The 15,880-nt window shown below is 74.0% G+C and carries 12 protein-coding genes; 10 read left to right on the top strand and 2 right to left on the bottom strand.

The window, feature by feature from the left end; all coding sequences use genetic code 11:
* Positions 1-5: 5 nt before the first annotated feature.
* Entirely contained in the window at positions 6-806 is an 801-nt protein-coding gene (locus ACLQ26_RS21915; RefSeq protein WP_425746190.1) for an SAM hydrolase/SAM-dependent halogenase family protein, read from the bottom strand.
* 124 nt (positions 807-930) lie between these two features.
* Between ACLQ26_RS21915 and ACLQ26_RS21910 the strand changes: the two genes are divergently transcribed.
* On the top strand, positions 931-1,533 hold the full coding sequence (locus tag ACLQ26_RS21910; protein ID WP_425746189.1) for a hypothetical protein: 603 nt from the start codon (positions 931-933) through the stop codon (positions 1,531-1,533).
* A gap of 79 nt (positions 1,534-1,612) precedes the next feature.
* On the opposite strand, the gene ACLQ26_RS21905 is transcribed toward ACLQ26_RS21910, so the two are convergent.
* Entirely contained in the window at positions 1,613-6,355 is a 4,743-nt protein-coding gene (locus ACLQ26_RS21905) for an Lhr family helicase (protein WP_425746188.1), read from the bottom strand.
* A 178-nt stretch (positions 6,356-6,533) separates the two neighbouring features.
* Here ACLQ26_RS21905 and ACLQ26_RS21900 point away from each other — a divergent pair, with 178 nt between their 5' ends.
* The 9 genes from ACLQ26_RS21900 (at position 6,534) to ACLQ26_RS21860 (ending at position 15,805) form a co-directional block, all read left to right on the top strand.
* A complete protein-coding gene (locus ACLQ26_RS21900) occupies positions 6,534-6,920 on the top strand; it encodes a hypothetical protein (protein ID WP_425746187.1) in 387 nt (128 codons plus the stop codon).
* A 200-nt stretch (positions 6,921-7,120) separates the two neighbouring features.
* Entirely contained in the window at positions 7,121-9,955 is a 2,835-nt protein-coding gene (locus ACLQ26_RS21895) for a Na+/H+ antiporter subunit A (protein ID WP_425746186.1), read from the top strand.
* Between the two features lie 52 nt (positions 9,956-10,007).
* Positions 10,008-10,469: a Na(+)/H(+) antiporter subunit C gene (locus ACLQ26_RS21890; RefSeq protein WP_425746260.1), complete on the top strand. Its 462-nt coding sequence runs from the start codon at positions 10,008-10,010 to the stop codon at positions 10,467-10,469.
* Between the two features lie 22 nt (positions 10,470-10,491).
* A complete protein-coding gene (locus tag ACLQ26_RS21885) occupies positions 10,492-11,997 on the top strand; it encodes a Na+/H+ antiporter subunit D (protein WP_425746185.1) in 1,506 nt (501 codons plus the stop codon).
* Positions 11,994-12,596 (top strand): Na+/H+ antiporter subunit E, encoded by a 603-nt coding sequence (locus ACLQ26_RS21880; protein WP_425746184.1) that lies wholly within the window; start codon positions 11,994-11,996, stop codon positions 12,594-12,596. Before ACLQ26_RS21885 ends, ACLQ26_RS21880 begins: the two co-directional genes overlap by 4 nt.
* Complete coding sequence (locus tag ACLQ26_RS21875) at positions 12,593-12,856, top strand: monovalent cation/H+ antiporter complex subunit F (protein ID WP_425746183.1); 264 nt, start codon at positions 12,593-12,595, stop codon at positions 12,854-12,856. Before ACLQ26_RS21880 ends, ACLQ26_RS21875 begins: the two co-directional genes overlap by 4 nt.
* Positions 12,856-13,227 carry a monovalent cation/H(+) antiporter subunit G gene (mnhG, locus tag ACLQ26_RS21870; RefSeq protein WP_425746259.1) on the top strand — a complete coding sequence of 124 codons (372 nt, stop codon included), beginning with the start codon at positions 12,856-12,858 and terminating at the stop codon, positions 13,225-13,227. The genes ACLQ26_RS21875 and mnhG overlap by 1 nt, the downstream gene beginning before the upstream one ends.
* Positions 13,228-13,388: 161 nt before the next feature.
* Positions 13,389-14,744, top strand: a complete 1,356-nt coding sequence (locus tag ACLQ26_RS21865) for a hemolysin family protein (protein WP_425746182.1) — start codon at positions 13,389-13,391, stop codon at positions 14,742-14,744.
* Complete coding sequence (locus ACLQ26_RS21860; protein ID WP_425746181.1) at positions 14,741-15,805, top strand: hemolysin family protein; 1,065 nt, start codon at positions 14,741-14,743, stop codon at positions 15,803-15,805. Before ACLQ26_RS21865 ends, ACLQ26_RS21860 begins: the two co-directional genes overlap by 4 nt.
* The last annotated feature ends 75 nt before the right edge of the window (positions 15,806-15,880 follow it).

The following is a 15,880-nucleotide window of genomic DNA, read 5'->3' as shown; positions in this document are numbered from 1 at the left end:
GAATGTCACCCGGCCACCCGCAGGAGGTCGCCCGGGCACACCCCGAGGACGTCCACCGCCCGGCCGCCGTTCACCGCCACCGCCACCAGATCGGCCGAGTCGACGTACACCACCAGGCCGCCCTCCGGCGCGTCGCCGAACGTCCGCCCGCGCACTGCCGCGCGGGCCGGCGCGGGTCCCGGCGGGCCGACCCGGACGGTGGCCGGGAGCGGGCCGAGCGCCTCGGCCGGTGCGGCCAGTTGGACGTTCCCGAAGTGGTCGACTGTCAGCACCTCGGCGGTGAAGCCCTCGGCGTCGCGGGCCACGACCGGCGACGGCAGCCGGACCAGCCCATCCGGGTCGACTGCCGGGCCTGCCTCGGCAAGCGGTACGCCGAGGGCCAGGCGGGCCGCCACCGGGGCGAAGACGTCCCGGCCGTGGAACGTGCCGGACACCCGGGCCGCCAGCCAGGTCGGCTCGGTCAGTTCCACAGCCGCGGTCACCCCGCCGAGCGCGTCGGCCGCGTCCGGCAGCAGCCCGTTGTCCGGGCCGACCAGCAACCCACCCGGGGTGGCCAGCGCGACGCCCCGCCGGGCGGTGCCCACCCCTGGGTCGACAACCGCCACGTGAACGCCCGACGGCAGGTACGGCACCGTCTGCGCCAGCACGGCGGCACCCCGCCGGACGTCCGCAGGCGGCACCAGATGGGTCACGTCGATGACCCGGACGGTCGGCGCGATCCGGGCGATCACCCCGTGGCAGGCGGCCACGAAACCGTCGGTGAGGCCGTAGTCGGTGGTCAACGAGACCCAGGGCGTGACAGCCATGCCGGCAGGTTAACCGTCGACGCGCCCCGGTCGCCGTGCGGTCGATCGCCGGTGGCGGATATGGGACAGCGCGGTGACCGACCGGCCACTGCCGGCGGCCGGCGTCGCCGGGCAGACTGCCCTGGTGACACATCGGAGCCTGCCCGCCGTCGGGGTCCTACTGGTCGCCGTCGCCCTCACCGCTGCCTGCGGCAGTGACGACAAGCCCAGCGCGGCGCCGTCGGCCTCCCCGGTCACCGCGCCTGCGGCGAGCGGCCTCGCGAGCGCGCCGACGCCGTCGGCCGTCCCGTCCAGCCCCGCCGGTGTCGCCCAGTCGCCGGGCGGTTCAGCACCGCCGGCCCCGCCGTCCGCCGTGCCGCCGCAGGGCCCGGTCGAGCGCCGGCCGGCCAGCCCACCGCCGGTGGTGCTGCCCCCGCGTCCGCCCGGCGCCCCGGGCGCTCAGCAGGTGGTCGACGCGTTCCGGGCCGCCGGTCTGCGCGTGACACACCCGAAGGACCGCTCGGTGGACTGTGGACCGGACGGCCTGGGGCTGGGCTGCTCCGAGATCGTCGCCACCGACGGCGTCACCGTCTACGTGTTCCCGGACGAGACAAGCGCCGGCGACATCGCCGAGACGTGGGGTGGTCAGTCGTACCGGCGCGGCGCGGTGGTGCTCAACTACCTCGAGGCGAAGACCCCGGCAGCCGACCGCCCGCGCTACGAGAAGGCCCTCAACAGCCTCCACTGACCGCCGCGGTCGTGTGATCCCGCGGCGGGCGGCCTGTGGCGTCCTGTGGCGGCCGTCGTGTCGATGCTGCGCGGGTGGGTCAGCCGCGTAGGCGCAGGCCGCGCGGGGTGGCTCGGAAGCCGGCGGCGGTCAACGCCTCACTGAGCGGCGACGAGTGCACCGCCTCGCCGTCGGCCCGCTCCACCGACATCGCGCCCAATGCTCCGGAGTGGACGGCGTCGGCGAGCGCCTTGCCGGCCGCCGCGAGGGTCTCGGTGTCGTCGGTGAAGGAGAGCAGGGTCCGGCCGCCGCGTTCCACGTACAGCACCAGGTCGCCGCCGACCTGCACCACGAGGGCGCCCGCCTTGCGGCCGGCCCGGTGCCCCGTCGCGGGTGCTGTCCCGTCACCCGAGTCGACGACCCGTTCCGGCCAGGGCAGCGCCGCGCCGTACGGGTTGGCGGGGTCGGTGGCCGCGAGCACGGTGGTCAGCCCGCCGCTTCGGCCGCGCGCGCCGTCGGCCGGGTCGGCAAGCGCGCGGAGCCGGTCCACCGCGCCGGGCACCGCGAACTGCGCCGCGCCGAGGCCCTCGACGAAGTAGCCCCGGCGGGCCGCGCCGCGCTCCTCCAACGCCGACAGCACCGGGTACACCGCCGCGAAGCCACCGACCACCTGCTCGGCCATGACGGCGCCCCGGGTGACCACCCCGTGCCGCTCCAGCAGCACGTCCGCGAGCGCCGCGGCCCGCCGGGTCGGGTCGAGGTCCCGCTCCGGCAGCCGGGACCAGCGGCCGGCGACAGTCGGTGGCCCGCCCCGGGTGGGCAGCGCCACCCGACCGGGCCGCCGGTAGCGGGTGCGCGGCGCGGAGGGCCGGGACCGGTGCGCGCCACCGGCGCCGAGCACCGCCCGCAGCGGGGCGAGAGTGTCGTTGGTGAGGTGCCCCGCCCAGACCAGATCCCAGATCACCCCGGTCAGGGCGGCGTCGTCGGTGGAGCCGACCCGGTCGGCTAGTGCCCGGAAGAACAGCGCCTGCCCGTCACCGAGCGCGTCGAGTACAGCGTCGTGCAGCGGGGTACGCGCCAGCGCCTCGTCGGGCGGCGGGAGCAGCAGCGGAGCGGCGTCCGCGTACGCCAGGGTGACCCAGCCGTCGCCACCGGAGATCGCCCCCGAGCCGGCCCAGAGCACCTCACCGCTGGCGCACAGCTCGTCGAGCTGGGCGGGGGAGTAGTCGGCGACCCGGCCGGGCAGCACCAGCCGTTCCAGCGCGGACGCCGGCACCGCCGCGCCCTGCAACTGCTCCACCGTGGCGGCGAGCGCCTCCACACCTCGGGCGGACGAGCCGACCTGCTGCCAGCGGGGCAGGAACGTGGCAAGCGCCCGGGGTGGCACGGGCTCGATCTCCCGCCGCAGCGCGGCGAGCGAACGGCGGCGCAGCATCCGCAGCACCTCGGCGTCGCACCACTGGGCGCCTGCCGTGTCCGGCGTGAACTCCCCGGAGACGACGCGGCCGGTGGCGGCGAGGCGGCGCAGCGCCTGCTCGACGACGAACACGCCGAGCCCGAAGCGGGCCGCGCAGCTCGCCGCGGCGAACGGCCCGTGGGTGCGGGCGTAGCGGGCCACCAGGTCGCCAAGCGGGTCGGCCACCGGGGCCAGGTACGCATCGGCCACACCGACCGGCAGCGCCACGCCGAGCGCGTCCCGCAGACGGGCGGCGTCCTCGATGCCCACCCAGCGCTGCTCGCCGGCGATCCGGACCCGGAGCACCCGGCGGGTGGCCTCCAGCTCGGTCAGCCACGTCTCGGGCACACCCCGCTCGGTCAACTCGGCGTCGTTCAGGTCGCCGAGCACCCGCAGCAGCTCGACCACGTCCTCCGCGTCACGCGGGCGGCGTTGCTCGGTCAACCAGCGCAGCTGCCGATCGGTCTCGGCGAGCACCGCCGGATCCAGCAGCTCGCGCAGGTCGACCCGACCGAGGAGTTCCCCGAGGAGCGTGGAGTCCAGGGCGAGGGCGGCGGCCCGGCGCTCGGCGAGCGGGGCGTCGCCCTCGTAGAGGAACGCGCCGACGTAGCCGAAGAGCAGCGACCGGGCGAACGGGGACGGCGCGCTGGTCTCCACCTCGACCAGCCGGACCTTGCGGGCCGCCAGGTCGCGCATCAGCCCGGCCAGCGCCGGCTGGTCGAAGACGTCCTGGAGGCACTCCCTGGCAGCCTCCAGGGTGACCGGGAAGTCGGCGTACTCACGGGCGACGTCGAGCAGTTGCGCGGCGCGTTGCCGCTGCTGCCAGAGTGGCTGGCGGCGGCGCGGGTCGCGGCGGGGCAGCAGCAGCGAGCGGGCGGCGCACTCCCGGAAACGAGCGGCGAACAGCGCGCTGGTGCCGACCGACTCCTCCACCAGTTGGGCGATCTCGTCCGGCTCGAAGACCACCACGTCGGCGCCGGGCGGCTCGTCGGCGGTGTCGGGCAGGCGCACCACGATCCCGTCGTCGGAGGGCATCACCTGGGCGTCCACCCCGTACCGCTCGGCGAGTCGGCGGCCCACGGCGAGGGCCCACGGCCCGTTGACCCGCGCGCCGAGGACGCTGTGCACGGCCAACCGCCAGTCGCCCAGCTCGTCGCGGAACCGCTCGACGACGATGGTGCGGTCGTCGGGCAGCGAGCGGGTGGCCTCCCGCTGGTCGCGCAGGTACGCCATCAGGTTGGCGGCGGCCCAGTCGTCCAGCCCGCCGTCGCGCAGCGCGGTGAGCGCCGCCTCGTCGCTCAACCGCAGCAGGGTACGCACCCGCGCGCCGATGGCCCGGCCCAGCTCCACCGGGCGGCCCAGCTGGTCGCCCTTCCAGAACGGCATCCGGGCGGCCTGGCCGGGTGCCGGGGAGACCAGCACCCGGTCGGGAGTGATCTCCTCGATGCGCCAGGACGAGGAACCGAGCAGGAAGACGTCGCCGACCCGCGACTCGTAGACCATCTCCTCGTCCAGCTCGCCGACCCGGGCGGCCCGCTCGGCGCCGGCCAGGAAGACGCCGAACAGGCCCCGGTCGGGGATGGTGCCGCCGCTGGTCACGGCCAGCCGCTGCGCGCCGGGGCGGCCGGTGAGCAGGTCACTGGCCCGGTCCCAGACCAGCCGGGGACGCAGCTCGGCGAACGCGGTGGACGGGTAGCGGCCGGAGAGCATGTCCAGTACGGCGTGCAGCGCGGAGTCGGGCAGCTCGTTGAAGGGCGCGGCCCGGCGGACCAGTACGGCCAGGTCGCCAACCTGCCACGGCTCCAGGGCCACCATCGCGACGATCTGCTGGGCAAGCACGTCGAGGGGATTGCGCGGGTAGTGCAGCTCCTCGATCGCCCCGTCGGTCATCCGCTCGGCGACGACCGCGCAGGACAGCAGGTCGCCACGGTGCTTGGGAAAGACCACCCCGCGGGAGACCGCGCCCACCTGGTGCCCGGCCCGGCCGACGCGTTGCAGGCCGGCGGCGACGCTCGGCGGGGCCTCGATCTGCACCACCAGGTCGACCGCGCCCATGTCGATGCCCAGCTCCAGGCTGGAGGTGGCCACCACCGCCGGGAGCTGGCCGGACTTGAGCGCCTCCTCGATGTGCTTGCGCTCCTCGCGCGAGACGCTGCCGTGGTGCGCGCGGGCGATCACCGGCGCGGCGCCGGCGGCCGCGCCGGACTGGGCCATCACCTCGGCCGGTGGCCGGTTGCGCAGCGGACCGGCGGGGCCACCCCACCGTTGCGCGCCGGACGCCGGGCCGCCGCCCCCCGACAACCCCTGCGGTACGCCGACCGCGCCGTCGCCCGACAAACCGTCGCCCGACAAGCCGTCGCCGAACGAGCCGTCATCCGGCGTGCCGTGGCCTGACGTGCCGTCGGCGACCGCGCTGCCGGCCGACCCGGCGGCCACCTGCTCGGCGGCCAGCTCGTTGAGGCGGGCACACAGGCGCTCGGCACTGCGGCGGGAGTTGGTGAAGACGATTGTGGAGCGGTGCTGCCCGATGAGCGTGAAGACCCGCTCCTCGACGGCCGGCCAGATCGAGGCGCGGCGTGGCCCGGGACCGCCGAGGGAATCCTCCGGCGGCTGCTCCTGCTCGTCCAGGCGGGTCATGTCCTCCACGGGGACCTGCACGCTGACCTCGATGGTCTTCGCCGTGGCCGGTTGCACGACGTCGACCGGCCGGGCGCCGCCGAGGAACCGGGCGCAGGCGTCGATCGGCCGGACGGTGGCGGAGAGCCCGATCCGTTGTGCCGGCGTGGGCAGCAGCTCGTCGAGGCGCTCCAGCGAGAGGGCGAGGTGGGCACCGCGCTTGCTGCCGGCCACCGCGTGCACCTCGTCGACGATCACCGTCTGGACGCCGCGCAGCGAGTCCCGGGCGGCGGAGGTGAGCAGCAGGAACAGGGACTCGGGTGTGGTGATGAGGATGTCCGGTGGGGTGCGGGCGAAGGCGCGTCGCTCGTCGGCAGGTGTGTCTCCGGTACGCATGCCGACGGTGATGTCCGGCGGCGCGACACCGAGTCGGGTCGCCGCCTGCCGGATGCCGGCAAGTGGGGCGTGCAGGTTGCGTTCCACGTCGACGGCGAGGGCCTTGAGCGGGCTGACGTAGAGCACCCGGCACCGCTGCCGTGCCTCTGCCGGCGCCGGCTCGCGGGCCAGCCGGTCCAGCGACCAGAGGAAGGCCGCGAGTGTCTTGCCGGAGCCGGTGGGCGCCACGACGAGGGCGTTGCGGCTGGCGGCGACGGACCGCCAGGCGCCCGTCTGGGCGGCGGTGGGCGCGGCGAAGGCGGCGTCGAACCAGGCTCGGGTGGCCGGGCCGAACCCGTCGAGCACCCCGCCCGCGCCCCCCTCTGCCCTGGTCACCGATCCATCCTGCCCCGCCGGTACGACAACCACGAGCGTCGCGCAGCGGAACGTGCCGAGCTGGACGGAAAAAGCGATGGATGCGTCATTAATACGTTAAGTCTCACTTAACTGCTTGCTTGTACGGAGCAACATAAAGTAACTTCACCCGCAACGCGAACCGGGTGGAGGGGATCGGATGACCGGCGAGCCGCGACACGTCGAGCCCGGCACCGATGTGCTGATCCGCAAGGTCGACAGTCACCTCGCCACGCTCCGCGGCGGTCTGCACGGGCCCGAGCTGGAGCTCGCCGAACGCCTCGCCCGCTGCCTGCGGGAGCTGGTCGTCTCCACCGCCCAGGCCAGCGCCGCCGACCGGGGGCAGGTCCGGGTCGCCGTGCACTATTTCGTGCTTCGCCGGGAGAGCCGTGGCCGGCTGCTCTCGATGCGGTCGCTGGCCGTCGCGGAGCGGGTCGTCGCGAAGGTCGCCCGTCAGCTCGGCCGCGTCGACCTGCTGGCGGACCTGCACCTCGATGGCTCCGACCTCGACGACGCGCTGACCGCGGGCGACGCCCTGCTGCGCTGACCGCCGACCGCACGCCCCGCCCACGCCCACCGCACCCAGGCAGCGCACCCGACACCGGGCACCCGCACCCGGCACACCGCACACAACCCGCCACCGTTGGCGAATTCCGGCAAAACCGCACGGTGGGCGGCGATCTGGCGTCTGATCGCTGCTAGGCGCCACCGCTGTACGGGCGTCGGCCACCTCGATCGGGAGTGCGGGTGCTGGTACTGCTCATCCTCCACCTCGTGGCGGCCCTCGCCGCGCCGCTGCTCGTCCGGTGGTGGGGTCCGCGCGCGTGCTATCCGCTGGCGCTCGCGCCGGCCGCCGCGTTCGGCTGGGCGCTGGCCCGCACCCCGGCCGTCGGCCACGGCGGCGCGGTGGTCGAGACGTACCCGTGGATCGGGCAGTTGGGCCTCGACATCGCGCTGCGCCTCACCACGCTGTCCTGGCTCCTGACCCTGCTGGTGGGCGGCGTCGGCGCGCTGGTGCTGGTCTACAGCGCCCGGTACTTCGAACCGGGCGCTCCCGGGATGGCGCAGCTCGCCGCCGTCCTGGTCGCCTTCGCCGGCGCGATGCTGGTGCTGGTCTTCGCCGACGACCTGCTGCTGCTCTATGTCGGCTGGGAGCTGACGACGATCTTCTCGTACCTGCTGATCGGGCACAGCACCGAACGCCGGTCCAGCCGATGGGCGGCTGCGCAGGCGCTCACCGTCACCACGCTCGGCGGGCTGGCCATGCTTGTCGGGTTCATCCTGCTGGGTGAGCACGCCGGCACCTACCGCTGGTCGGAGATCGCCACCCATCCGCTGCCCGGCGGCGGCTACCTCGTCACGGCGGTGCTGCTGATCCTGGCCGGGGCCCTGTCCAAGTCGGCCGTGCTGCCGTTCAGCTCCTGGCTGCCGGTCGCGATGGCGGCGCCCACCCCGGTCAGCGCGTACCTGCACGCCGCCGCCATGGTCAAGGCGGGCGTCTACCTGGTCGGCCTGCTCGCGCCGGTGCTCGCCACGGTCGGCCCGTGGCGGCCCGTGGTGCTCGTCGCCGGCGTGGCCACCATGCTCGTCGGCGGCTGGGCGGCGCTGCGGCAGACCGATCTGAAGCTGCTGCTGGCGTACGGCACGGTCAGCCAGCTGGGCCTGCTGGTCGCGGTGACCGGCGCGGGCACCCCGGCCGCCGCGCTCGCCGGCACGGCGATGCTGCTGGCGCACGCCCTGTTCAAGGCGGCGCTGTTCCTGGTCGTCGGCGTCATCGACCACGGCGCCGGCACCCGCGACCTGCGCGAGCTGTCCGGGCTGCGGCGCTGGTCCCGACCGTTGTTCGGCGTCGCGGTGCTGGCGGCGGCGTCGATGGCCGGCGTACCGCCTCTGGTCGGGTTCGTCGCCAAGGAGGCGGTCTTCGCGGCGTTCACCGACGACCCGCTGGTCCTCACCGGACTTGTCGCCGGGACGGTGCTCACCGTCGCGTACAGCGCCCGCTTCCTCTGGGGCGCGTTCGCCGACCGGCCGGGCGTCGAACCGGTCCAGCCGGCGCCGATCGCCGCGTCGATGCTGGTCCCCCCGGCCGTGCTCGCCGTCGTCGGGCTGCTCGCCGGCCCCGCCGCCGGCGTGCTGGACGGCCTGCTCCACCCGTACGCCGAGTTGCTCGGCGCGGTCGAGGGGCACCTGACGCTCTGGCCCGGGCCGACCGCGGCGCTCGGTCTGTCCGTGCTGGCGCTGGTCGGCGGCGGCCTGCTCTTCGCGCTGCGCGGGCCGCTCGCCCCGGTGCTGGCCCGGCTCCGCTCACCGGTGGGCGGCAACCAGGGGTACGAGTGGGTCGTGGACCGGTTCGACAGGCTGGCCATCGAGGTGACAGGCGCGACCCAGCGGGGCTCCCTGCCGCAGTACCTCGGCATCATCCTGGTCGCCGTCGTGCTGCTGCCCGGTGGGGCGATGCTCGCCGCCGGACCGTGGCGGGCCCGGCTCCCGATGTGGGACAACCCGCTGCAACCGGTGGTCGTGGTGGTGATCGCGGTGGCCGCGCTGCTCGCGGTCCGCGCCCGCCGACGGCTGACCGCGATGCTGCTGGTGGGGATGACCGGCTACGGCACGGCCATGCTGTTCATCCTGCACGGCGCACCGGATCTCGCGCTCACCCAGTTCCTGGTGGAGACCGCGACGATAGCGGTGTTCGTGCTGGTGCTGCGTCGCCTGCCGGAGCGCTTCTCGGCCCGTCCGCTGCGGCGCAGCCGATGGGCCCGCCGGGCCCTCGGCGTGGCGATGGGCGTGGTGGCGGGCGGGCTCGCGCTCGTCGCGGCCGGCGCCCGGCGCGCGCCGGACATCTCCGCTGCCTTCCCGGACCTGGCGGTGAGCGAGGGGTACGGCCGCAACGTCGTCAACGTGACCCTCGTCGACATCCGGGCCTGGGACACGATGGGGGAGGTGGCGGTGCTTGTGGTGGCCGCGACCGGGGTGGCCAGCCTGATCTTCGAGAGGTCCCGCACCGGGCCGCGACCGCGCCGTCCGGAGTCGGCCGACCGGGCGGTCCGCTCCGACCGGCCGGTCTGGTTGCGGGGCGGCCCGACGCTGTACGAGGAGCGGCGGTCGATAGTGCTGGAGGTGGTCACCCGGCTGATCTTCCATACCGTGGCGCTGTTCTCGCTGTTCCTGCTCTTCTCCGGGCACAACGCGCCGGGCGGCGGGTTCGCCGGCGGTCTGGTGGCCGGCCTCGCGCTCGTGGTCCGCTACCTGGCCGGCGGCCGGTACGAGCTGACCGAGGCCGCCCCGGTGGGCGCCGGCCTGATCCTCGGCGCGGGACTGGCCCTGGCGGTGGGCACCGGCGCGGTGGCGCTGCTGGCCGGTGGGTCGGTGCTGCAGAGCGCCAAGCTGGACCTGTCCCTGCCGCTGATCGGCGACGTCCACCTCGTCACGGCGCTCTTCTTCGACATCGGCGTGTACCTCATCGTGATCGGGCTGCTGCTGGACATCCTGCGCAGCCTCGGCGCCGAGGTGGACCGGCACATCGAGGCCACCGACACGGCCGACGGCGGCCTGGCCGTCGACAAGGGCGGGCGGACATGAGCGCCCGGCGAACGGAGGTCGTTCAGTGACGGCCAGTGACGCCCGACCCACGATGGTGCTGGTGCTCGCCGTCGCGGTGCTTGTCGGATGCGGGGTGATCCTGCTCCTGGAGCGCAGCCTCACCCGCATCCTGCTGGGCGTGATCCTGCTCGGCAACGGCGTCAACCTGCTGATCCTGCTGGGCGGCCGATCCGGTGGCGCGCCGGTGGTGGGCACCGGGCCGGTGGGCGGGATGAGTGATCCGCTGCCGCAGGCGATGGTGCTGACCGCCATCGTGATCACGTTCGGGTTGACCGCGTTCCTGCTCGCCGTGGCGTACCGGAGCTGGTATCTCACAGGCGACGACGAGGTGCCCGACGACCTGGAGGACCGGCAGATCATCCGCCGCGCCGGGCGCAACGAGGCGGGTGCCGTCGACCACGGCGGGGAGGGTCCGGACGGCGACCCGGAGCAGGTCGATCCCGAGCCGGCCCGCCGCCGCCTGCGACGCGGCAGAGGGGACGGGCCGCGGTGACCGGGGCTTCGCGGAGATCCTCGTGAGCAGGCTCCTGCCGCTGCCGGTGGTGGTGCCGCTGCTCGGCGCGGCGCTGACCCTGCTGCTGGCCACCCGCCCCCGGGTGCAGCGTGCGGTGAGCGTGCTGTGCCTGACTGTCACGTTCACCGTCGCGGTGGTGCTGCTGGTCCAGGCGTACCGGCACGGGCCGGTGGTGCTCGCGATCGGCGGTTGGCCGCCGCCTGTCGGCATCGTGCTGGTGGCCGACCAGTTGGCCGCGCTGATGCTTGTGGTGTCCTCGGCGGTCACCCTCTGCGTGCTGCTCTACTCGATCGGCCAGGGTCGCAGCGAGACGAGCGAGAGCGCGCCGGTGGTCATCTTCCATCCGACGTACCTGGTGCTCACCGCGGGCGTCACCAACGCGTTCCTGGCGGGCGACCTGTTCAACCTGTTCGTCGGCTTCGAGATCCTGCTGGCGGCCAGCTTCGTGCTGATCACGCTGGGCGGCACCGAGACGCGGATCCGCACCGGGTCGACGTACGTGGTGGTCAGCATCCTCTCCTCGATGATCTTCCTGGCCGCGGTGGGGCTGGTGTACGCGGCCACCGGCACGCTCAACCTGGCGCAACTCGCCCAGCGCCTCGACGACCTGCCGGACAACGTCCGGTTGACCCTGCAACTGACGCTGCTGCTCGCGTTCGCGATCAAGGCGGCGGTCTTCCCGCTGTCGGCCTGGCTGCCGGACAGCTATCCCACGGCCCCGGCCCCGGTCACCGCCGTGTTCGCGGGGCTGCTCACCAAGGTCGGCGTGTACGCGATCATCCGTACCGAGACGTTGCTGTTTCCGGGTGGCCAGGTCGACGGTCTGCTCATGGTCGTCGCCGGGCTGACCATGGTGGTCGGGATCCTCGGCGCGGTGGCGCAGTCGGACATGAAGCGGCTCTTCTCGTTCACACTGGTCAGCCACATCGGCTACATGATCTTCGGGGTGGCGTTGAGCACCGCCGCCGGACTCGCCGGCGCGATCTTCTACGTGGTGCACCACATCACCATCCAGACCACGCTGTTCCTGGTGGCCGGCCTCGTCGAGGAGCGGGCCGGCAGTACCGACCTGCGCCGTCTCGGCGGGCTGGCCCGAATGGCGCCCCTGCTCGGCGTCCTCTTCTTCGTGCCGGCGATGAACCTCGCCGGCGTGCCGCCGTTCTCCGGGTTCCTCGGAAAGCTCGGCCTGCTCCAGGCCGGTGTGGCAGCCGGCGGGGCGCTGCCCGCGACGCTCGTGGCGGCCGGCACGCTGACAAGCCTGCTCACCCTGTACGTGGCCTCCCGGGTGTGGAACATCGCGTTCTGGCGAGCACCCCGGATCGCCACCAGCGAGCCCGCCGTCCGGCTGCCCACCCTGATGGTCGGTGCCACCTGCGCCCTTGTCGCATTCGGGTTGACGCTCACCGTGCTGGCCGGTCCGCTCTTCGACGTCACCGCCGACGCGGCCACCGACCTGCTCTCGCGTACCCCGTACATGCGGGCCGTCCTGCCCGGAGTCGTGCCGTGACCGGCCCGCGCGCGACGCCCCCGGCGGACGCCGCCCCACCGATGCGGGGCCGGTTCGGGCGTCGACGGGACCAGGCGTTGGCGCTCGGCTGGCTGGTGCTCGTCTGGAACCTGCTCTGGGGTGCGATCACCCCCGCCAACATCATCGGCGGCCTGCTGGTGGGCGGCGCGGTCCTGCTGTTCTTCCCGCTGCCGGCGGTCAGCTTCGGCGGCCGGCTGCGGCCCGGTGCGCTGGTGGCGTTCGCGGGCCGGTTCGCCGTCGAACTCGTCAGCGCGAGCCTGCACATCGCCCGGATCGCCGTGCAACCCGGCTACCGCCCGCGCGGGGCGATCATCGCCGTGCCGCTGCGGGTTCCCACCGACCTGAACCTGGCACTCACCGCCGAGGCGGTCTCGCTGGTGCCGGGCACGCTGATCCTCGAGGTGGACCGGGAGTCGGCCACGCTCTACCTGCACGTGCTGGACACCCACGGGCCGGGGGACCTGGCCCGCGCCCGCGAACGCACCCTCGACGTCGAGCGACGGATCGTCCGGGCGGTGGGCAGTGCCGCCGAACTGCGCCGCGTCGAGCCCGACACGGTCGAGAAGGGAACCTCATGATCACTTTCCTGGGCGTCGTTCTCACCGCGCTGCTGACGGTGACCGCGTTACTCGCGCTGGTCCGGCTCTACCGGGGTCCGTCGCTGCTGGACCGGGTGATCGCCGCGGACATGCTGCTCGCCACCATGGTCAGCGCGGTGGGCGCGGAGGCCGCTGTCAACCGGCACGCCACCACGCTGCCCGTGCTTGTGGTGCTCTCGCTGCTCGGCTTCGTCGGCTCGGTGTCGCTGGTCCGCTTCGCCGTCCGGGAGCAGGCGTGATCGGGGTGGTCGCCGACTGGCTCGGCGCGGCCTGCCTGCTGGCCGGCGCTCTGCTCGCCCTGTGCGCCGGGATCGGGGTGCTGCGCTTTCCGGACGCCCTGTCCCGCATGCACGCGGGTACCAAGCCCCAGGTGCTGGGAGTGCTCCTGCTGCTGCTCGGTATCGCGCTGCGGCTGCGGTCCCCGGCCGACCTCGGCATGATCCTGCTGGTGGCGGTCTTCCAGTTGGCCACCGCGCCGGTCGCGGCGCAGATGATCGGCCGGGCCGCGTACCGGTCCGGCCGGCTCGACCGGAGCCTGCTCGACGCCGACGAACTGGCCGAGCGCCCGACGGGCGGCGGATCCGGCGAGGGCCGCGCCCAGCCGGGGTGAACCGGACGATCGACGCCTTCGGCCCACCCTCAGCGGAGTCCCAGCCAGCACCGATAAAATGACAGCATGATCGACTCTTCTGCCCAGGAGGGCAGCAGTAGCCAGCCGGGTCGTGCCCGGCATATCCCCGTCCCGACGACCACGGGAGCCCTGAGCGACAGGTGCTGATCGTCGTCGGCCTTCTCTTGATCATCGTGCTCACCGCCGCCACCGGTTACTTCGTGGCGCAGGAGTTCGGCTATGTCGCCGTGGACCGGGGCAAGCTGCGCCAGCTCGCCGACGACGGCGACCAGGCCGCCGCCCGGGCCCTCACCGTCACCAGCCGGCTCTCCTTCGTGCTCTCCGGCGCGCAACTCGGCATCACCGTCACCGCCCTGCTGGTCGGCTACGTCGCCGAGCCGTACCTCGGTGGCGGCCTCGCCGACCTGTTCGGCGTGGCCGGCCTCCGCGAGTCGGTAAGCCTGCCGCTGTCGGTGGCGCTGGCCCTGGTCATCGCCACAGTCGTCCAGATGGTCCTCGGCGAGCTGGCCCCGAAGAACCTCGCCATCGCCCGCGCCGTGCCGCTCGCCCGGGCGCTGAGCCGGTCCACCCTCCTCTACCTGGCCGTGGCCGGGCCGGTGATCCGGCTCTTCGACCGCGCGTCGGTACGCCTGCTGCGCCGGGTCGGCATCGAGCCGATCGAGGAGCTGCCCAGCGGCGCCACTCCGGCCGACCTGGAACAGATCATCGCCGAGTCCCGCGAGGAGGGCAGCCTGGACGCCGAGATGTCCACGCTGCTCGACCGGGGGCTCGACTTCCGTGAGCTGATCGCAGGCGAGGCCATGGTGCCGCGCGTCGACGTGCACACCGTCCGGGCGCACGAGCCGGTCAGCCGCGTGGTCGAGCTGCTGGACACCGGCCACTCCCGCTTTCCGGTGCGCGGCGCGGAGGGCGTCGACGACCTGATCGGCATCGTCGGGATCGCCGACGTGCTCGGCGTACCCCCGGGGGAGCGGGCCACCACCCCGGTGAGCGCGGTGGCGGGGCCGCCGCTGCTCGTACCGGAGACTCTGCCCCTGCCCACGGTGCTGGACCGCCTGCGGTCCGGGCACCGGCAGATGGCCTGCGTGGTGGACGAGTACGGCGGCTTCGCGGGCGTCATCACGCTTGAGGACATCGCGGAGGAGTTGGTAGGCCCGATCCGGGACGAGGACGACCCGCCGGAGCGCGCGCCCGCCCGGCAGGAGGACGGTTCCTGGGTGGTGCCGGCCCGCTGGCGGATCGACGAGGTCGCCGACAGCACAGGCATCGCGCTGCCCGAGGCCCCGGAGTACGACACGCTGTCCGGGTTGGTCATGCGTGAGCTGGGCCGTGTGCCGGAGGTCGGCGACCGCCTGGAGATCAGCCTGCTGCCCGAGGGTGTCGGGGTCGACGACGGCGAGGAGGAACCGCGGGCCCTGGTCGAGGTGCTCGCCGTGGACCGCCACGTCGCCGACTCGGTACGGCTGCAACTGAGCACGCCGGGGGTGTCCGCGTGAGCCCCGGCATCGCGCTGTTCAGCTCGGGGATCCTGCTGGCGCTGAACGGGTTCTTCGTGGCCGCCGAGTTCGCCCTGGTGGCCAGCAAGCGGTACCGGCTGGAGCAGGCTGCGGCCAGCGGCGGCCGGGCGGCCCGCGCGGCGCTGGACGGTGTCCGCGAGCTGTCGCTGATGCTGGCCGGGGCGCAGTTGGGCATCACACTGTGCACCCTGGGGCTCGGCGCGTTGGCCGAGCCGGCGATCGAGCACCTGATCAGCCCGTTGCTGCACGGGGTGGGGCTGCCCGACGCGGCCAGCCACGTGGTCGCCCTGGTGTTCGCCCTCGGTCTGGTGACCTTCCTGCACCTGGTGGTGGGGGAGATGGCGCCGAAGTCGTGGGCGATCACCGACGCCGAACGCTCGGCGACGCTGCTCGCGCTGCCGTTCCGGGCCTTCGCCCGGGTGTCCCGGCCGGTGCTGTCGGCGTTGAACGCGCTTGCCAACGCGGTCCTGCGCCTCGTCGGGGTCAACCAGCAGGATCAGCTGGCCCAGGTGCACGGCCCGGACGAGCTGCGGATGCTGCTGGAGCAGTCCCGTGAGCACGGCCTGCTCGGCGCCGAGCAGCACCAACTGCTCACCAGCATGCTGGAGTTGCAGGGCACGTCGGTGGCGCAGGTGATGGAACCGTTCGCCACCATGGTCACCGTCCGGCGCGACGACCCGGCCGAGCGGATCGAGCAGGTCAGCCGGGACAGCGGCCGGTCGCGGATGGCGGTCCTGGACACCGCTGGTGACGTCTGCGGCCTGGTGCACGTCCGGGAGGCGGTGCGGGTGGTCACCACCGGCCGCGCCGCCACCGCCGGGGAGCTGATGACGCAGGCGTTCACCCTGCCGGCGACGTCCTCGGTCACCGAGGCGGTGGCCGCGATGCGCGCCCGGCAGTCCCAGCTCGCGCTGGTCCGCAACGGCGGTGGTCCGGCCCGCCCGATCGGCTTCGTCGCACTGGAGGACCTGCTGGAGGAGGTCATCGGCGAGTTCGACGACGAGACCGACACGGTGCCGCGCGGGCGGCGGTTGCGGTGAGGCGTACGTCGGCGGGTCGGCTTTCGGTCGGGGCGGCGGGCGTGAGGTGACCTCGACGGGGTAGGCGCGGCTGGT

The organism is Micromonospora sp. DT43, from assembly GCF_049841645.1.
Classification (GTDB): Bacteria; Actinomycetota; Actinomycetes; order Mycobacteriales; family Micromonosporaceae; genus Micromonospora.
Note: the sequence above shows the minus strand (reverse complement) of the source record. Positions and strands in the feature narration are given on the sequence as shown.

Coding starts and splice junctions, on each gene's coding strand:
- ACLQ26_RS21915 (WP_425746190.1), bottom strand. CDS start 806: ATGGCTGTCACGCCCTGGGTCTCGTTGACCACCGACTACGGCCTCACC.
- ACLQ26_RS21900 (WP_425746187.1), top strand. CDS start 6,534: ATGACCGGCGAGCCGCGACACGTCGAGCCCGGCACCGATGTGCTGATC.
- ACLQ26_RS21890 (WP_425746260.1), top strand. CDS start 10,008: ATGGTGCTGGTGCTCGCCGTCGCGGTGCTTGTCGGATGCGGGGTGATC.
- ACLQ26_RS21875 (WP_425746183.1), top strand. CDS start 12,593: ATGATCACTTTCCTGGGCGTCGTTCTCACCGCGCTGCTGACGGTGACC.